Here is a 16,051-nt window from a genome sequence, read left to right as displayed (position 1 = left end):
CCACCCCGAACACGGACACCACGCGTGAAAGGTTCCGCGTGATGCCACATCCCGCATTCTTGCCGCCGTGACCGATTCGTGTCACTCGCCTGTGGATAACTGCCCGCGACGATGTCGGCCTTACGGCCTTTTCGACCATCTATTCGATGCCGGGAGGCTCGATGTCGAGGCAGGGTGGTTCGTCGCGGGCCCGCGGGACGTCGGAACGTCTGGAGGGGGGTGGGTGCCGACCGGGCCCGTCAGTTCGGGTCGATCTCGCGCAGCAGTCCCGTCCTGACGTCGAACACGAAGCCGCGCACGTCGTCGGTGTGCAGCAGGAACGGCGAGGTGCGCACCCGCTGCATGGACTGCCGTACGTCCTGGTCGGCGTCCCGGAAGGACTCCACGGCCCAGGACGGGCGCTGGCCGACCTCCATCTCCAGTTCGTGCCGGAAGTCCTCGGTGAGCGACTCCAGGCCGCAGTTGGTGTGGTGGATGAGGACGACACTGCGGGTGCCGAGCGCCCGCTGGCTGATGGTCAGGGAGCGGATCACGTCGTCGGTGACCACGCCGCCCGCGTTGCGGATGGTGTGGCAGTCGCCGAGCTTCAGGCCGAGCGCGGCGTGCAGGTCGAGACGGGCGTCCATGCAGGCCACGACGGCCACCTGCAGGACGGGGTGGGCGTCCATTCCGGGATCGGCGAAGGCGGCCGCGTACCGCTGGTTCGCCTCGATGAGGCTGTCCGTCACGGCGCCGCCGACCGTTATGGCGCCTTCGGATCCGGTGGGGGCTGCTGCAGAAGTCGTCATACCCACGACGGTACTGGTCACGTCGTCTCCGGTCCCGTCATGAGCCGCGACAAAGAACATCATTGCGGCTTGTTGTGAGCTAACCCACACGGAGGATAAAACTGCTCTGTATAGGTGTTTCTTTTCGAGCTGCGGCGCCGTCCTGGCGCGGTGCGCGACGCGCAGGCCTGTTGATTGACCGCGAGACAGGGTGGACTAAAGTGACGCGAAGCGGGAGGCGAGGATCTCCCTGCTGGACTGAATTTCCCGGAGACCCCGGCACCTGCGCGGGGCGTCTCCCCGCGTGCGCGGCGCGTACGTACGGCTCGGCCTCCTCCCGCTCCCGGTCGGCTGACGCTTCCGGCGCCGGCAGGCCTCCCCTTCACGAGCGGGTGGGGACCCGGCGGTGCGTACGGCCGCGCCGGACCTGAGAGGCCCCCTTGACCGAGAGTCGACACGTCCCCGTGATGCTCCAGCGGTGCCTGGACCTGCTGGCACCTGCCCTGGAGCAGCCGGGAGCGGTGGTCGTCGACTGCACCCTGGGCCTAGGCGGCCACAGCGAGGCACTGCTGACCCGTTTCCCCGAGGCCCGGCTCGTCGCCCTGGACCGCGACAAGGAGGCCCTGCGCCTGTCCGGGGAGCGGCTCGCCCGTTTCGGTGACCGGGCCACCCTCGTGCACGCCGTCTACGACGAGCTCCCGGACGTGCTGGAGCGGCTCGGCATCGCGCGCGTTCAGGGCGTCCTGTTCGACCTCGGGGTGTCGTCCATGCAGCTCGACGAGGCCGACCGGGGCTTCGCCTACGCCCAGGACGCCCCCCTCGACATGCGCATGGACCAGACGACCGGCATCAGCGCCGCCGAGGTCCTCAACACCTACCCGGCCGGCGAACTCGTCCGCATCCTGCGCGCGTACGGCGAGGAGAAGCAGGCCAAGCGGATCGTGGCCGCGATCGTCCGCGAGCGGGAGAAGGAACCGTTCAGCAACAGCGCCCGGCTGGTGGAGCTGATCCGGGACGCCCTGCCGCAGGCCGCCAAGCGCACCGGCGGCAACCCGGCCAAGCGCACCTTCCAGGCGCTGCGCATCGAGGTCAACGGTGAGCTGTCCGTCCTGGAGCGGGCGATCCCGGGCGCGGTGAAGACGCTCGACGTGGGCGGCCGGATCGCCGTCCTGTCGTACCACTCGCTGGAGGACCGGCTGGTCAAGCAGGTGTTCGCGGCCGGCGCCGCGTCCACCGCGCCGCCCGGACTGCCGGTCGTGCCCGAGCGCTACCAGCCGCGGCTCAAGCTGCTCACGCGCGGCGCCGAACTTCCCACCGAGGAAGAGGTCGCGGAGAACCGCCGCGCCGCCCCGGCGCGGCTGCGCGGGGCGCAGCGCATCAGGGAGGACGCCGAGTGAGCGCATGGGGTCTGCGGGCTCAGCGGAGGGCATGTGAGTAGGAAACCCGAACTGAGGGGGAGGGCCGCCCGGCTCGCGCGGCTCTTCCCGGCCGGCCGGGCACGGGCGGCCCGCACCCCGTTCGTCCTCCTCGTCGTCCTGCTCCTCGGCGGCGGCCTCATCGGGCTGCTGGTGCTGAACTCGGCGCTCAGCGAAGGCTCGTTCCAACTCGACGACCTGCAGAAGCAGACGAAGAACCTCACCGACGAGGAACAGGCCCTCCAGCGCGGCATCGACGCCTACTCCTCGCCCGACGCCCTCCAGCGCCGCGCCCGCGAACTCGGCATGGTGCCCGGCGGCGACCCGGCCTTCCTGGCCCCCGACGGCACCGTCAAGGGCGTCCCCGGCCCCGCCGCCGCGCAGCCCCGCCCGCTCGCGCCCCCGGCACCAGAAGCGCTCACCCAGTCCCCGCTCCCGTCGCAGTCGTCGGCACCCTCCGCGGGTCAGTCCCCGGCACCCACCGGGTCCGCCCCCGCAGTCCGGTCCCCGGCATCTCCCGCGTCCGCCCCCGCGGCCCTGGCTTCGGGTCACCCCGCCGCCACGTCGCCGGCGCCGCCCCCCTCCCCAGCCCGGTCCGCCCCGACCACGACCCCCGGCAGGTGACGGAAGTGTCCGACAGGGAACCGCCGCGCCGCCGCGTGCCCGGCCCCGCCAAGCCTTCTCCCGGCGCTCGCGTTCGTTCGGGCAACGGGAAGCCCCATCAGGGCCCCCACTGGCATCCCCAGCGGCCGGGCAACGGCGCGCGGCGGCCCTCCGGGCAGGGCGGCGGACCGGGCCGGCGCCCGAGCGCACCGCGGCCCCCGGCCCGGCGGACCCTCCGGCTCGGCAGTCCCCGGCCCCGGCTGCGCATGGTCAGCCTCGGCCTGACCCTGGTGCTGCTCGCCTTCGTCGTACGGCTGCTCCAGGTCCAGGCCGTCGACGCCAGCGCGTACGCCGCCAAGGCCGAGCAGAACCGCTACGTCGTCCACACCATCACCGCCGAGCGCGGCGGGATCACCGACCGCACCGGCGTGGCCCTCGCGATCAGCGAGGACGCCTACGACATCACCGCCGACCCGACGATGTTCACGCACAGGATGCTGGGCGTCGACGACGGCCCCGAGCAGGCCGCCGCGCTCCTCGCGCCGATCCTCGGCCAGGACCAAGGCGCCCTCGTCAGGAAGCTGCGCCCCGAGAACAAGGACGCGCGCTACGTCAGGCTCGCCGCCCGCCAGACCCCGCAGGTCTGGAAGCAGATCAAGGACCTGAAGGCCGCGCTCGCCAAGAAGGCCCAGACGGACAAGGCGACCGCCAACGTACTCGCCGGTGTCTTCTCCGACCCCAGCAGCCAGCGCGTGTACCCGGGCGGTGACCTCGCCGCCGGGATACTGGGCTGGGTCAACGCCGACGGGAAGGGCGCGGGCGGTGTCGAGCAGCAGCTCGACAAGGAGCTGTCCGGAAAGAACGGCGAGATCCGCTACGCCCAGTCCGGCGGCCGTGAGGTGCCCACGGTGGGTTCCACCGAGAAGCCCGCCGTGCCCGGCGCCGACGTCGAGCTCACCGTCGACCGCGACATCCAGTGGGCCGCGCAGAACGCCATCAGCGATCAGGTCAGGAAGTCCAAGGCCGACCGCGGCTACGTGATCGTCCAGGACACCCGCACCGGCGAGATCCTGGCCATGGCCAACTCACCCGGTTTCGACCCCAACGACCTGAGCAAGGCCGACCCGACCGCCCTCGGCAACGCGGCCCTCCAGGACGCCTACGAGCCGGGCTCGACCGCCAAGGTCATGTCGATGGCCGCCGTACTGGAGGAGAACGCCGCCACTCCGCTCACGCGCGTCGTCGTGCCCAACCGGCTGCACCGCGGCGACCGGCTCTTCCAGGACGACATCGACCACGGGACCTGGAACCTCACGCTCAACGGCGTGCTGGCCAAGTCCAGCAACATCGGCACCATCCTGGCCACCGGGCAGCTCAGCAAGAAGCAGTCGGAGGTCAACAAGATCCTCTACTCCTACCTGCACAGGTTCGGCATCGGCAGCTACACGGGACTCGACTTCCCCGGCGAGACCAGGGGCATCCTCGCCCCGGCGGACCGGTGGTCGACGTCGCAGCAGTACACGATTCCTTTCGGCCAGGGCTTCTCCATCAACGCCATGCAGGCGGCCTCCGTGTACTCGACGATCGCCAACGGCGGGGTCCGCGTCGAGCCGACCCTGGTGCGCGGGACCAGGGGCGCCGACGGGCGCTTCACCCCGGCTCCGCGCCCCGAGAAGACGCGGGTGGTCAGCGCGAAGACGGCCCGGGCCCTGGCCCGGATGCTGGAGTCGGTCGTCGACGACGAGCAGGGCACCGGCAACAAGGCGCGCATCCCCGGCTACCGCGTCGCAGGCAAGACGGGCACCGCCAACCGTGTGGATCCGGCCACCGGCAAGTACCGCGGCTACACCTCGTCCTTCGCCGGATTCGCCCCCGCGGACAAGCCGCGGATCACCGTCTACTGCGCGATCCAGAACGCCACCAAGGGCAACTACTTCGGGGGCCAGATCTGCGGCCCCATCTACAAGCAGGTGATGGAGTTCGCCCTGAAGACCCTGCAGATCCCGCCGACCGGCGCCAAGGCCGCGAACCTCCCCGTCGCCTACCAGCCCTGACCCGCTCCGACCCGTCCTGATCAGCACCTTCGGGAAGACCACCAGGAACCAGCTCGTGACAACGATCACTCCCGATTCCGGGAACCACGCCTCGCAACAGGCCTCCTTTCGCCCCGGAGCGGGTGCGCCCGGTACGCTCACCGCCGTGCCACACGCTGATCAGTCCCAAATCACCCAGAAGGGCGCTTCCGTGACATATTCGGGGCCGCCGCGACCGGTTCAGGTCTCCGCCACACCTCTCGCGGAGCTCGCCGATCAGCTGGGTGCCGCCGCGCCGGACAGCACCGCCGCAGTCACGGGCATCACCCATGACTCGCGCGCCGTGCGTCCCGGCGACCTGTACGCCGCCCTCCCGGGCGCCCGCCTGCACGGCGCCGACTTCGCCACCCAGGGCGCCGGCCTCGGCGCGGTCGCCGTGCTGACCGACCCGGCCGGCGCCGAGCGCGCCGCCGCGACCGGTCTGCCGGTGCTGGTCGTGGACGACCCGCGCGCGCGGATGGGCGAACTGGCGGCCACCATCTACGGCCACCCCGGCCGTGAGCTGCTCCAGATCGGCATCACCGGCACCTCCGGCAAGACCACCACCGCCTACCTCGTCGAGGGCGGCCTGAAGACGGTCAAGGCCACCGGCTTGGTCGGCACGGTCGAGATGCGCATCGGCGACGAGCGCATCAAGTCCGAGCGCACCACCCCCGAGGCCACCGACCTGCAGGCCCTGTTCGCCGTCATGCGCGAGCGCGGCGTCGAGGCGGTCGCCATGGAGGTCTCCAGCCACGCCCTGGTCCTCGGCCGGGTCGACGGCTGCGTCTTCGACATCGCCGTCTTCACCAACCTCAGCCCGGAACACATGGAGTTCCACTCCGACATGGAGGACTACTTCCGGGCCAAGGCGCAGCTGTTCACCCCGGGTCGCAGCAGGCTCGGCGTCGTCAACACCGACGACGAGTACGGCCGCCGGCTCGCGAAGGAGGCCTCCGTCCCGGTCGTCACCTTCTCCGCCGAGGGCCACCCCGACGCCGACTGGCGCGCCGAGGACGTGCAGGTCGGGCCGATGGACTCGACGTTCACGGTCGTCGGCCCGCAGGGCGAGCGGATCGCGGCCAAGTCGCCGCTCGCGGGTCCCTTCAACGTGGCGAACACGCTCGCCGCCATCGTCGCCCTCGCCGTCGCCGGCCTCGACCCGCAGGCCGCCGCCGACGGCATCGCCGGCGTGCCGGGTGTGCCGGGCCGCCTGGAGCGCGTCGACGCCGGACAGCCGTATCTCGCGGTCGTCGACTACGCCCACAAGACCGACGCCGTCGAATCGGTCCTCAAGGCGCTCCGCAAGGTCACCAAGGGGCAGCTGCACATCGTGCTCGGCTGCGGCGGCGACCGCGACCAGACCAAGCGCGTCCCGATGGGCGCCGCCGCGGCACGGCTCGCCGACACGGCCGTACTGACCTCCGACAACCCCCGCTCCGAGGACCCCCTCGCGATCCTCGCGACCATGCTCCAGGGCGCGGCGTCCGTGCCCGCGCACGAGCGTGGCGAGGTGCTCCTCTTCGAGGACCGGGCCGCCGCGATCGCCGCCGCCGTCGGCCGGGCGCAGCCCGGGGACACCGTGCTGGTCGCGGGCAAGGGCCACGAGCAGGGCCAGGACATCGCCGGAGTGGTCCGTCCCTTCGACGACCGCCAAGTGCTCCGCGAAGCTATCCAGAAGACCCAGGGATGAACTTGTGATCGCCCTCTCCCTCGCCGAGATCGCAGCAGTCGTCGGCGGGCAGACGTACGACATACCGGATCCGTCCGTCCAGGTCACCGGACCGGTCGTCCGGGACTCCCGTGAAGCGGAGCCCGGCAGCCTCTTCGTCGCCTTCGCCGGCGAGCGCGTGGACGGCCACGACTTCGCACCGCAGGTCACCCGGGCGGGCGCGGTCGCCGTACTGGCGTCGCGTCCCGTCGGCGTGCCCGCGATCGTGGTCGAGGACGTCCAGGCCGCGCTGGGTGCCCTCGCCCGGCATGTCGTGACCCGCCTCGGCGCGACCCTCGTGGGCCTCACCGGCTCCGCGGGCAAGACCAGCACCAAGGACCTCATCGCCCAGGTGCTCCAGCGCAAGGCGCCGACCGTGTTCACGCCCGGCTCGCTCAACAACGAGATCGGACTGCCGCTGACCGCCCTGTCCGCCACCGAGGAGACGAAGTTCCTCGTGCTGGAGATGGGTGCGCGCGGAGTCGGCCACATCCGTTACCTCGCCGGCCTCACCCCGCCGAGGATCGGCCTCGTGCTCAACGTCGGCACCGCCCACATCGGCGAGTTCGGCGGCCGCGAGCAGATCGCCGAGGCCAAGGGCGAGCTCGTGGAGAGCCTGCCCGAGGACGGCGCCGCGATCCTCAACGCCGACGACCCGCTGGTCCGCGCCATGGCCTCCCGTACCAAGGCGAAGGTGGTCCTTTTCGGAGAGTCGGCCGAAGCGGACGTACGGGCCGAGAACGTGCGACTCACGGACAGTGGACAGCCCTCGTTCAGGCTTCACACACCCTCCGGTGCAAGCGATGTGACCATGCGCCTGTACGGTGAGCACCACGTGTCGAACGCGCTCGCCGCGGCCGCCGTCGCCCATGAGCTGGGCATGTCCGCGAACGAGATCGCCACCGCGCTCTCGGAGGCGGGCTCCCTCTCCCGCTGGCGGATGGAGGTCACCGAGCGCCCGGACGGCGTGACCATCGTCAACGACGCCTACAACGCCAACCCCGAGTCCATGCGAGCCGCCCTGCGCGCGCTCGCGGCCATGGGCAACGGACGGCGGACCTGGGCGGTGCTCGGCAAGATGGCCGAGCTCGGTGACGAGTCACTCGCCGAGCACGACGCGGTCGGACGGCTCGCCGTCCGGCTCAACGTCAGCAAGCTCGTCGCGGTCGGGGGCAGGGAAGCCTCCTGGCTGCAACTGGGCGCATATAACGAGGGTTCGTGGGGTGAGGAGTCGGTGCACGTGTCCGACGCACAGGCGGCGGTCGACCTGTTGAGCAGCGAGTTGCGCCCGGGAGACGTCGTACTCGTGAAGGCGTCCCGTTCGGTCGGCCTGGAGAGCGTCGCCCAGGCGCTGCTTGCGGCCGGTGCCGAGGGTGAGGTCGCTGCCCGATGATGAAGCAGATCCTGTTCGCAGGAGTCATTGGTCTCTTCCTGAGCCTTGTCGGCACCCCGTTGCTGATCAAGCTCCTCGCCCGCAAGGGCTACGGCCAGTACATCCGCGACGACGGCCCGCGCGAGCACGCCAGCAAGCGCGGTACGCCGACCATGGGTGGCATCGCCTTCATACTGGCGACGATCGCCGCGTACTTCCTGTCCAAGGTGATCACGGGCTATCCGCCCACCTTCTCCGGCCTGCTGGTGCTCGGCCTGATGTTCGGCATGGGCCTGGTCGGCTTCCTCGACGACTACATCAAGATCGTCAAGCGGCGTTCGCTGGGTCTGCGGGCCAAGGCGAAGATGGCCGGCCAGCTGATCGTCGGCATCGCCTTCGCGGTGCTCTCCCTGCAGTTCGCCGACGCGCGCGGCAACACGCCCGCCTCGACGAAGCTCTCGTTCATCACGGACTTCGGCTGGACGATCGGCCCGGTGCTGTTCGTGGTCTGGGCGCTGTTCATGATCCTCGCGATGTCGAACGGCGTGAACCTCACCGACGGTCTGGACGGCCTGGCCACCGGCGCCTCCGTCCTCGTCTTCGGCGCGTACACCTTCATCGGCGTGTGGCAGTTCCAGGAGTCCTGCGCCAACGCGATGACGCTGACCAACCCGGCCGCCTGCTACGAGGTGCGCGACCCGCTCGACCTCGCGGTGGTCTCCTCCGCGCTGATGGGCGCCTGCCTGGGCTTCCTGTGGTGGAACACCTCGCCGGCGAAGATCTTCATGGGTGACACGGGCTCGCTCGCCCTCGGCGGTGTGCTCGCCGGTCTGGCCATCTGCTCCCGTACGGAGCTGCTGATGGCCATCCTCGGCGGCCTGTTCGTCCTCATCACCATGTCGGTGGTCATCCAGGTCGGCTCGTTCCGGCTCACCGGCAAGCGCGTCTTCCGGATGGCGCCACTCCAGCACCACTTCGAACTCAAGGGCTGGTCAGAAGTTCTCGTCGTGGTCCGATTCTGGATCATTCAGGGCATCTGTGTCATCGTCGGACTGGGTCTCTTCTACGCGGGATGGGCAGCAGACAAGTGACCGACTCGGTGCCTTCCGAATTCCAGGGCAAGCACGTCACCGTCGCCGGACTCGGCGTCTCCGGTGTCCCGGCGGCCAAGGTCCTCAGCGGCCTCGGCGCGATCGTCACCGTCGTCAACGACGGCGACGACGAGCGCGCCCGGGCGCAGGCCGCCGAGCTGGAGGCCCTCGGGATCACCGTCCGCCTCGGCGACGGGGCGACCCTGCCCGAAGGCACCGAGCTGATCGTCACCGCGCCCGGCTGGCAGCCGGACAAGCCGCTGTTCGCGGCCGCCGAGCAGGCTGGCGTCCCCATCTGGGGCGACGTCGAGCTGGCCTGGCGGCTGCGCGGCCCGGACGCGGCGCCCTGGCTGTGCGTCACGGGCACCAACGGCAAGACCACGACCGTCCAGATGCTCGCCTCCATGCTGAAGGCGGCGGGCCTGCGCACGGCCGCCGTCGGCAACATCGGCGTCTCCCTGCTGGACGCGGTCCTCGGCGACGAGAAGTACGACGTCCTCGCGGTCGAGCTCTCCAGCTACCAGCTCCACTGGGCGCCCTCGCTGCGCGCCTACTCGGCGGCCGTCCTCAACCTCGCCCCGGACCACCTCGACTGGCACGGCTCCATGGAGGCTTACGCCGCCGACAAGGGCCGTATCTACGAGGGCAATCGGGTCGCCTGCGTCTACAACGTGGCCGACAGGCTCACCGAGGACCTGGTGCGCGAGGCGGACGTCGAGGAGGGCTGCCGGGCCATCGGGTTCACCCTGGGCCCGCCCGCGCCCTCCCAACTCGGCGTCGTGGACGACATCCTGGTCGACCGCGCCTTCGTCGAGAACCGGCAGAAGAACGCGGCGGCGCTCGCCGAGGTCTCCGACGTCAACCCGCCCGCCCCGCACAACATCGCCAACGCCCTTGCCGCGGCAGCCCTCGCGCGCTCCTTCGGGGTGCCCGCCGAGGCCGTACGCGACGGTCTGCGGAACTTCACCCCGGACGCCCACCGCATCGCCCACGTCGCCGACGTGGACGGGGTGGCCTACGTCGACGACTCCAAGGCCACCAACACCCACGCGGCGGAAGCCTCGTTGGCGGCGTACGAGTCGATCGTCTGGATCGCGGGCGGACTCGCCAAGGGCGCGGACTTCGACGAGCTGGTCGCCACGTCGGCCAAGCGCCTTCGGGGCGTGGTCCTCATCGGCGCCGACCGCGCGCTCATCCGCGAAGCCCTCGCGCGACACGCGCCGGAAGTACCCGTCGTCGACCTCGACCGGACCGACACTGGGGCGATGCTCCAGGCGGTCCAGGAGGCGGCGCGGCTCGCGCAGCCCGGCGACACGGTGCTGCTCGCCCCGGCCTGCGCTTCCATGGACATGTTCACCAACTACAACAAGCGCGGTGACGCGTTCGCGCAGGCGGTGCGCGAGCTCGGCGCGGGCGCCTGACGGCGGGTCTCGGCCAAGACGGGTACCTCGGGACCCTGACCCTTGAAGGGACACGTGACTCGGATGTGGCTCAGGGTGGGTCGGCGGTCGCCCGCCGGTGGCCGGTCGGGGGCCGGGGATGACCGATAGCCGTACGGGCCGTCCACCGGTTCAGCGGGCGTCCCGGCGGCCCGCGGCCTTGCGTGTCCCGCGCGACCATGCCGTACGACGGTTCTGCACGAGCGCGCGGAGGGCCTGGGACCGGCCGCTGACCGCGTACTACCTGATCCTCGGCGGCAGCCTGCTGATCACCGTGCTCGGCCTGGTGATGGTCTACTCGGCCTCCCAGATCACCGCGCTCCAGCTGTCGCTGCCGGGGTCGTACTTCTTCCGTAAGCAGTTCCTGGCCGCCGTGATCGGCGGCGGGCTGCTGTTCACGGCCTCCCGCATGCCGGTGAAGCTGCACCGGGCGCTGGCCTACCCGATCCTCGCCGGTGCCGTCTTCCTGATGGCCCTGGTGCAGGTGCCGGGGATAGGGCTGGCGGTCAACGGCAACCAGAACTGGATCTCGCTCGGCGGCTCCTTCCAGATCCAGCCCAGCGAGTTCGGCAAGCTCGCGCTGGTGCTGTGGGGAGCGGACCTGATCGCGCGCAAGCAGGACAAGAAGCTGCTGGCCCAGTGGAAGCACATGCTGGTGCCGCTGGTCCCGGTCGCCTTCCTGCTGCTCGGGCTGATCATGCTCGGCGGCGACATGGGCACCGCGATCATTCTCACGGCGATCCTGTTCGGGCTGCTGTGGCTCGCGGGGGCGCCGACCCGGCTGTTCGTCGCCGTGCTGTCGATCGCCGCCGCGATCGGTGTGATCCTTATCAAAACCAGCCCGAACCGCATGGCCCGGCTCGCCTGCATCGGCGCCACCGAGCCGCGCTCCGGGGCCACTGACTGCTGGCAGGCCGTGCACGGGATCTATGCGCTGGCCTCCGGCGGACTCTTCGGATCCGGGCTCGGTGCGAGCGTGGAAAAATGGGGTCAACTCCCCGAAGCCCACACCGACTTCATCTTCGCCGTCACCGGTGAGGAACTGGGCCTGGCGGGGACGCTGTCGGTCCTCGCCCTCTTCGCGGCTCTAGGCTATGCGGGTATCCGCGTGGCCGGACGCACGGAGGACCCCTTCGTGAGGTACGCCGCGGGAGGCGTGACCACCTGGATCACCGCCCAGGCGGTGATCAACATCGGTGCGGTGCTCGGTCTGCTGCCGATCGCCGGCGTCCCCCTCCCGCTGTTCTCCTACGGAGGGTCCGCCCTGCTGCCGACCATGTTCGCCATCGGGCTGCTGATCGCGTTCGCGCGCGACGAGCCCGCTGCGCGGGCGGCGCTTGCGATGCGGCAACCTCGCTTTGGTAGAAAGCGGAGTGCCGGGGGCCGCACTGGGCCTCGGAGATGGAACACGATGCGACGGCGCGCCTCGGTGGCGCGTTCGTCCAGAGAGCGGTGAATTTCGGTGCATGTCGTACTCGCCGGCGGGGGTACCGCGGGCCACATCGAGCCCGCGCTCGCCCTCGCGGACGCCCTGCGCAGGCAGGACCCGACCATGGGGATCACGGCCCTGGGCACGGAGCGGGGCCTGGAGACCCGGCTCGTCCCCGAGCGCGGCTACGAGCTCGCGCTGATCCCGGCGGTCCCGCTGCCGCGCAAGCCCACGCCCGAGCTGATCACCGTCCCGGGCCGGCTGCGCGGCACGATCAAGGCGACCGAGGAGATCCTGGAGCGCACCAAGGCGGACTGCGTGGTCGGCTTCGGCGGCTACGTCGCGCTGCCCGCCTACCTGGCCGCCAAGCGGCTCGGTGTGCCGATCGTGATCCACGAGGCCAACGCGCGCCCGGGCCTGGCCAACAAGATCGGCTCGCGCTACGCCGCCCGCGTCGCGGTCTCCACACCCGACAGCAAGCTGCGTGACGCCCGCTACATCGGTATCCCGCTGCGCCGCTCCATCGCCACGTTGGACCGCGCGGCGCTGCGCCCCGAGGCCCGGCACTACTTCGGCCTCGACCCCAACCTGCCCACGCTGCTCGTCTCGGGCGGCTCGCAGGGCGCCCGCCGCCTCAACGAGGTGACCCAGCAGGTCGCGCCCTGGCTCCAGCAGTCCGGCATCCAGGTCCTGCACGCGGTCGGCCCGAAGAACGAACTGCCCCAGGTGCACCAGATGCCGGGAATGCCCCCGTACATCCCGGTAAGTTACCTGGACCGGATGGACCTCGCGTACGCCGCGGCCGACATGATGCTCTGCCGCGCCGGCGCGATGACCGTCGCCGAACTCTCCGCCGTCGGGCTTCCGGCCGCCTACGTCCCGCTGCCCATCGGCAACGGCGAACAGCGGCTCAACGCCCAGCCGGTGGTCAAGGCCGGCGGCGGCCTCCTCGTCGACGACGCGGACCTCACGCCGGAGTGGGTGCAGCAGAACGTCCTTCCCGTGCTCGCTGATCCGCACCGGCTGTACGAGATGTCCCGCGCCGCGGGCGAGTTCGGCCGCCGGGACGCCGACGACCTGCTCGTCGGCATGGTGTACGAGGCGATGGCCTCGCGCCGTTAGGACCGTATGACGAAAGGGCGATCAGCGTGGCCGGACCGACTGTTGCCGAGCGCGACGAAGCACGACAGGAGTCGTCCGGCCCGCCGCTCGTCCCGAAATGGCGCGCGCCCCGCCTTCGTACGATCGTCATCCTGGCCGCCACCGTGGTGCTCCTCGGCGCCGGTTGCGTATGGGCGTTGTACGGCTCCACGTGGCTGCGCGCGGAGTACGTATCCGTGTCCGGGACCCGTGCGTTGACGCCCGCTCAGGTCCGCGAGGCCGCCGACGTGCCGGTCGGGGAGCCGCTGGTCTCCCTCGACACCGGCGCGATCGAGGCCCGACTCCGCCGGAAACTGGCCCGAATTGACAGGGTCGACGTCGTTCGCTCCTGGCCGCACACCATCGGGCTGGAGGTGACCGAGCGGACCCCGGTCCTCCTGCTCCGCAAGGACGGCGGGTTCGTCGAAGTGGACGACGAGGGCGTCCGGTTCGCCACCGTTTCGAACGCCCCAGGGCGCGTTCCCGTACTCGAATTGACGGTTTCCCGGTCGAGTTCGGCCTCCGCGAGCCTGCGGCGCTTCGGAACGGACCGCCTCACGCGCGAGGCCGTGCGGGTCGCCCGCGTCATTCCGGCCGCCGTCGCGCGGGACACCCGGACCGTCAAGGTCCGTTCGTACGACGCCATCTCGTTGGAGTTGAGCGACGGCCGCAGTGTCGCGTGGGGGAGCAGCGAGAACGGCCGAGCGAAGGCGCGTGCGCTCACCGCTCTCATGAAAGCAGCTTCAAACGCACGGCACTTCGACGTCAGCGTCCCCTCCGCCCCTGCGTCATCGGGGAGTTGACGCACATTCACGCAGGCCAGCACCCTGGTTGAGCACCGCTACGGCTGATCACATAGGGTGAAAAGAAAAACGGGAGGTTCGGCGTGTTCGTTGAACGCGCGCCACTTGTCGACTTAGTGTCCTGTTCGGAAGAGTCCAAGGAACAGACACACTGGTAACCCTAAACTTCAGCGTTAGGGTTTGGGTCGGCCCTCGGACCGTCCCATTCGGCATCAGTCGTCGGATCGCGGCAGCGTCGCGAGACGCCGACACGTAACTCGAGGCGAGAGGCCTTCGACGTGGCAGCACCGCAGAACTACCTCGCAGTCATCAAAGTCATCGGTGTCGGCGGCGGTGGTGTCAATGCCATCAACCGGATGATCGAGGTCGGTCTCAAGGGTGTCGAGTTCATCGCCATCAACACGGACGCGCAGGCGCTGTTGATGAGCGACGCCGACGTCAAGCTCGACGTCGGCCGCGAACTGACGCGCGGACTCGGCGCCGGCGCCAACCCGGCCGTCGGCCGCAAGGCCGCCGAGGACCACCGCGAGGAGATCGAGGAGGTCCTCAAGGGGGCCGACATGGTCTTCGTGACGGCCGGTGAAGGCGGCGGCACCGGCACCGGCGGCGCCCCCGTCGTGGCCAACATCGCCCGCTCCCTGGGCGCTCTCACCATCGGCGTGGTCACGCGCCCGTTCACCTTCGAGGGACGGCGCCGCGCGAACCAGGCCGAGGACGGCATCGCCGAACTCCGCGAAGAGGTCGACACCCTCATCGTCATCCCGAACGACCGGCTGCTGTCCATCTCGGACCGCCAGGTCTCGGTCCTGGACGCCTTCAAGTCCGCGGACCAGGTGCTGCTCTCCGGTGTCCAGGGCATCACCGACCTCATCACCACGCCCGGCCTGATCAACCTCGACTTCGCCGACGTCAAGTCCGTGATGTCCGAGGCCGGTTCGGCCCTCATGGGCATCGGCTCGGCCCGCGGCGACGACCGCGCGGTGGCGGCGGCCGAGATGGCGATCTCCTCTCCGCTGCTCGAAGCCTCCATCGACGGCGCCCGCGGTGTGCTGCTCTCCATCTCCGGCGGCTCGGACCTCGGCCTGTTCGAGATCAACGAGGCCGCCCAGCTGGTCAGCGAGGCCGCCCACCCCGAGGCCAACATCATCTTCGGCGCGGTCATCGACGACGCCCTCGGCGACGAAGTCCGGGTCACCGTGATCGCGGCCGGCTTCGACGGCGGCCAGCCGCCGTCCCGCCGGGACAGCGCCGGCTCTACGTCGTCCTCCTCGGCCCGCCGTGAAGAGCCCGCTCCGGTACGGCAGTCCGAGAGCCGCCCCTCCTTCGGCTCGCTCGGCAGCGTGACCCCGAAGGAGGAGCCGGAGCCCGCTCCGGCGCCGGTGCCCGAGACCCCGGTGGTCGCGCCTCCGGTCCCGCCGTCCCGGACCTACTCGGACAGCGCGGCAGAGGAACTGGACGTGCCGGACTTCCTGAAGTGATAGGACAGCGCGACACCGTGAACGGCGCGCACTTCGCCTTCACCGACAGGTGGGGCGGGGTGAGCGCCGTTCCGTACGAGGAGCTCAACCTCGGCGGAGCGGTCGGCGACGACCCCGACGCCGTACGGACCAACCGTGAACTGGCCGCCAAGTCCCTGGGTATCGACCCGGCGGACGTGGTCTGGATGAACCAGGTGCACTCGGCGGACGTCGCGGTCGTGGACGGCCCCTGGGGCTCCGCACCGGTGCCGGAGGTCGACGCGATCGTCACCGCGCGACGCGGGCTTGCGCTCGCCGTCCTCACCGCGGACTGCACCCCGGTGCTGCTCGCCGACCCCGTCGCCGGGGTCGTGGCCGCGGCCCACGCCGGGCGGCCCGGGATGGTCGCCGGGGTCGTCCCCGCAGCCGTACGCGCGATGACGGAGCTGGGCGCGGACCCGGCCCGCATCGTCGCCCGCACCGGGCCCGCCGTCTGCGGCCGGTGCTACGAGGTGCCGGAGGCGATGCGCGCCGAGGTGGCCGCGGTGGAACCGGCGGCGCATTGCGAAACGAGTTGGGGTACTCCGGCGGTCGACGTGAGTGCCGGAGTGCACGCGCAGCTCGAACGGCTCGGGGTGCACGACCGGGAGCAGTCGCCGGTGTGCACGCTGGAGTCGGGCGATCACTTCTCGTACCGCCGCGACCGCACCACCGGGCGGCTCGCGGGCTATGTGTGGCTGGACTGATGGGGC

At 70.8% G+C, this 16,051-nt stretch carries 13 protein-coding genes; 12 read left to right on the top strand and 1 reads right to left on the bottom strand.

The features are described 5' to 3' along the window. Positions 1 to 239: 239 nt before the first annotated feature. Entirely contained in the window at positions 240 to 788 is a 549-nt protein-coding gene (locus ABZ910_RS04075) for a carbonic anhydrase (RefSeq protein WP_361358821.1), read from the bottom strand. Positions 789 to 1,207: 419 nt separating this feature from the next. On the opposite strand from ABZ910_RS04075, the gene rsmH reads away from it, so the two are divergent. The 12 genes from rsmH (at position 1,208) to pgeF (ending at position 16,045) form a co-directional block, all read left to right on the top strand. Further along, positions 1,208 to 2,164, top strand: coding sequence for a 16S rRNA (cytosine(1402)-N(4))-methyltransferase RsmH (gene rsmH, locus ABZ910_RS04070; protein WP_361358818.1), 957 nt, complete (start codon positions 1,208 to 1,210; stop codon positions 2,162 to 2,164). Positions 2,165 to 2,197: 33 nt separating this feature from the next. Further along, positions 2,198 to 2,806 carry a septum formation initiator family protein gene (locus ABZ910_RS04065; RefSeq protein WP_361358815.1) on the top strand — a complete coding sequence of 203 codons (609 nt, stop codon included), beginning with the start codon at positions 2,198 to 2,200 and terminating at the stop codon, positions 2,804 to 2,806. 5 nt (positions 2,807 to 2,811) lie between these two features. Continuing rightward, the gene (locus ABZ910_RS04060; protein ID WP_361358812.1) at positions 2,812 to 4,839 is read left to right on the top strand and encodes a penicillin-binding protein 2; all 2,028 of its coding nucleotides are present in this window, start codon (positions 2,812 to 2,814) and stop codon (positions 4,837 to 4,839) included. 190 nt (positions 4,840 to 5,029) lie between these two features. Continuing rightward, positions 5,030 to 6,550, top strand: a complete 1,521-nt coding sequence (locus ABZ910_RS04055; RefSeq protein WP_361358809.1) for a UDP-N-acetylmuramoyl-L-alanyl-D-glutamate--2,6-diaminopimelate ligase — start codon at positions 5,030 to 5,032, stop codon at positions 6,548 to 6,550. Positions 6,551 to 6,554: 4 nt separating this feature from the next. Beyond that, positions 6,555 to 7,961, top strand: coding sequence for a UDP-N-acetylmuramoyl-tripeptide--D-alanyl-D-alanine ligase (murF, locus tag ABZ910_RS04050; protein WP_361358806.1), 1,407 nt, complete (start codon positions 6,555 to 6,557; stop codon positions 7,959 to 7,961). Next, on the top strand, positions 7,961 to 9,031 hold the full coding sequence (gene mraY / locus ABZ910_RS04045) for a phospho-N-acetylmuramoyl-pentapeptide-transferase (protein ID WP_361359100.1): 1,071 nt from the start codon (positions 7,961 to 7,963) through the stop codon (positions 9,029 to 9,031). Before murF ends, mraY begins: the two co-directional genes overlap by 1 nt. Then, complete coding sequence (gene murD, locus ABZ910_RS04040; RefSeq protein WP_361358804.1) at positions 9,013 to 10,452, top strand: UDP-N-acetylmuramoyl-L-alanine--D-glutamate ligase; 1,440 nt, start codon at positions 9,013 to 9,015, stop codon at positions 10,450 to 10,452. The genes mraY and murD overlap by 19 nt, the downstream gene beginning before the upstream one ends. Positions 10,453 to 10,570: 118 nt before the next feature. After that, on the top strand, positions 10,571 to 11,926 hold the full coding sequence (gene ftsW, locus ABZ910_RS04035; protein WP_361358801.1) for a putative lipid II flippase FtsW: 1,356 nt from the start codon (positions 10,571 to 10,573) through the stop codon (positions 11,924 to 11,926). A 6-nt stretch (positions 11,927 to 11,932) separates the two neighbouring features. Continuing rightward, complete coding sequence (murG, locus tag ABZ910_RS04030) at positions 11,933 to 13,021, top strand: undecaprenyldiphospho-muramoylpentapeptide beta-N-acetylglucosaminyltransferase (RefSeq protein WP_361358798.1); 1,089 nt, start codon at positions 11,933 to 11,935, stop codon at positions 13,019 to 13,021. A gap of 26 nt (positions 13,022 to 13,047) precedes the next feature. Next, positions 13,048 to 13,842 carry an FtsQ-type POTRA domain-containing protein gene (locus ABZ910_RS04025; RefSeq protein ID WP_361358795.1) on the top strand — a complete coding sequence of 265 codons (795 nt, stop codon included), beginning with the start codon at positions 13,048 to 13,050 and terminating at the stop codon, positions 13,840 to 13,842. 278 nt (positions 13,843 to 14,120) lie between these two features. Further along, positions 14,121 to 15,320, top strand: a complete 1,200-nt coding sequence (gene ftsZ, locus ABZ910_RS04020; protein WP_361358792.1) for a cell division protein FtsZ — start codon at positions 14,121 to 14,123, stop codon at positions 15,318 to 15,320. Next, positions 15,317 to 16,045, top strand: coding sequence for a peptidoglycan editing factor PgeF (pgeF, locus tag ABZ910_RS04015; RefSeq protein ID WP_361358789.1), 729 nt, complete (start codon positions 15,317 to 15,319; stop codon positions 16,043 to 16,045). The genes ftsZ and pgeF overlap by 4 nt, the downstream gene beginning before the upstream one ends. Positions 16,046 to 16,051: the final 6 nt, after the last annotated feature.

This window comes from Streptomyces sp. NPDC046805 (assembly GCF_040645355.1).
In the GTDB taxonomy this organism is placed as follows: Bacteria; Actinomycetota; Actinomycetes; order Streptomycetales; family Streptomycetaceae; genus Streptomyces.
This window is presented reverse-complemented; position numbering and strand designations above follow the sequence as displayed.

Bases quoted from the DNA above. Each gene is read 5' to 3' on its own strand.
- murD (WP_361358804.1), top strand. From the start codon at position 9,013: ATGGGCAGCAGACAAGTGACCGACTCGGTGCCTTCCGAATTCCAGGGC.
- ftsW (WP_361358801.1), top strand. From the start codon at position 10,571: ATGACCGATAGCCGTACGGGCCGTCCACCGGTTCAGCGGGCGTCCCGG.
- ABZ910_RS04075 (WP_361358821.1), bottom strand. From the start codon at position 788: ATGACGACTTCTGCAGCAGCCCCCACCGGATCCGAAGGCGCCATAACG.
- mraY (WP_361359100.1), top strand. From the start codon at position 7,961: ATGAAGCAGATCCTGTTCGCAGGAGTCATTGGTCTCTTCCTGAGCCTT.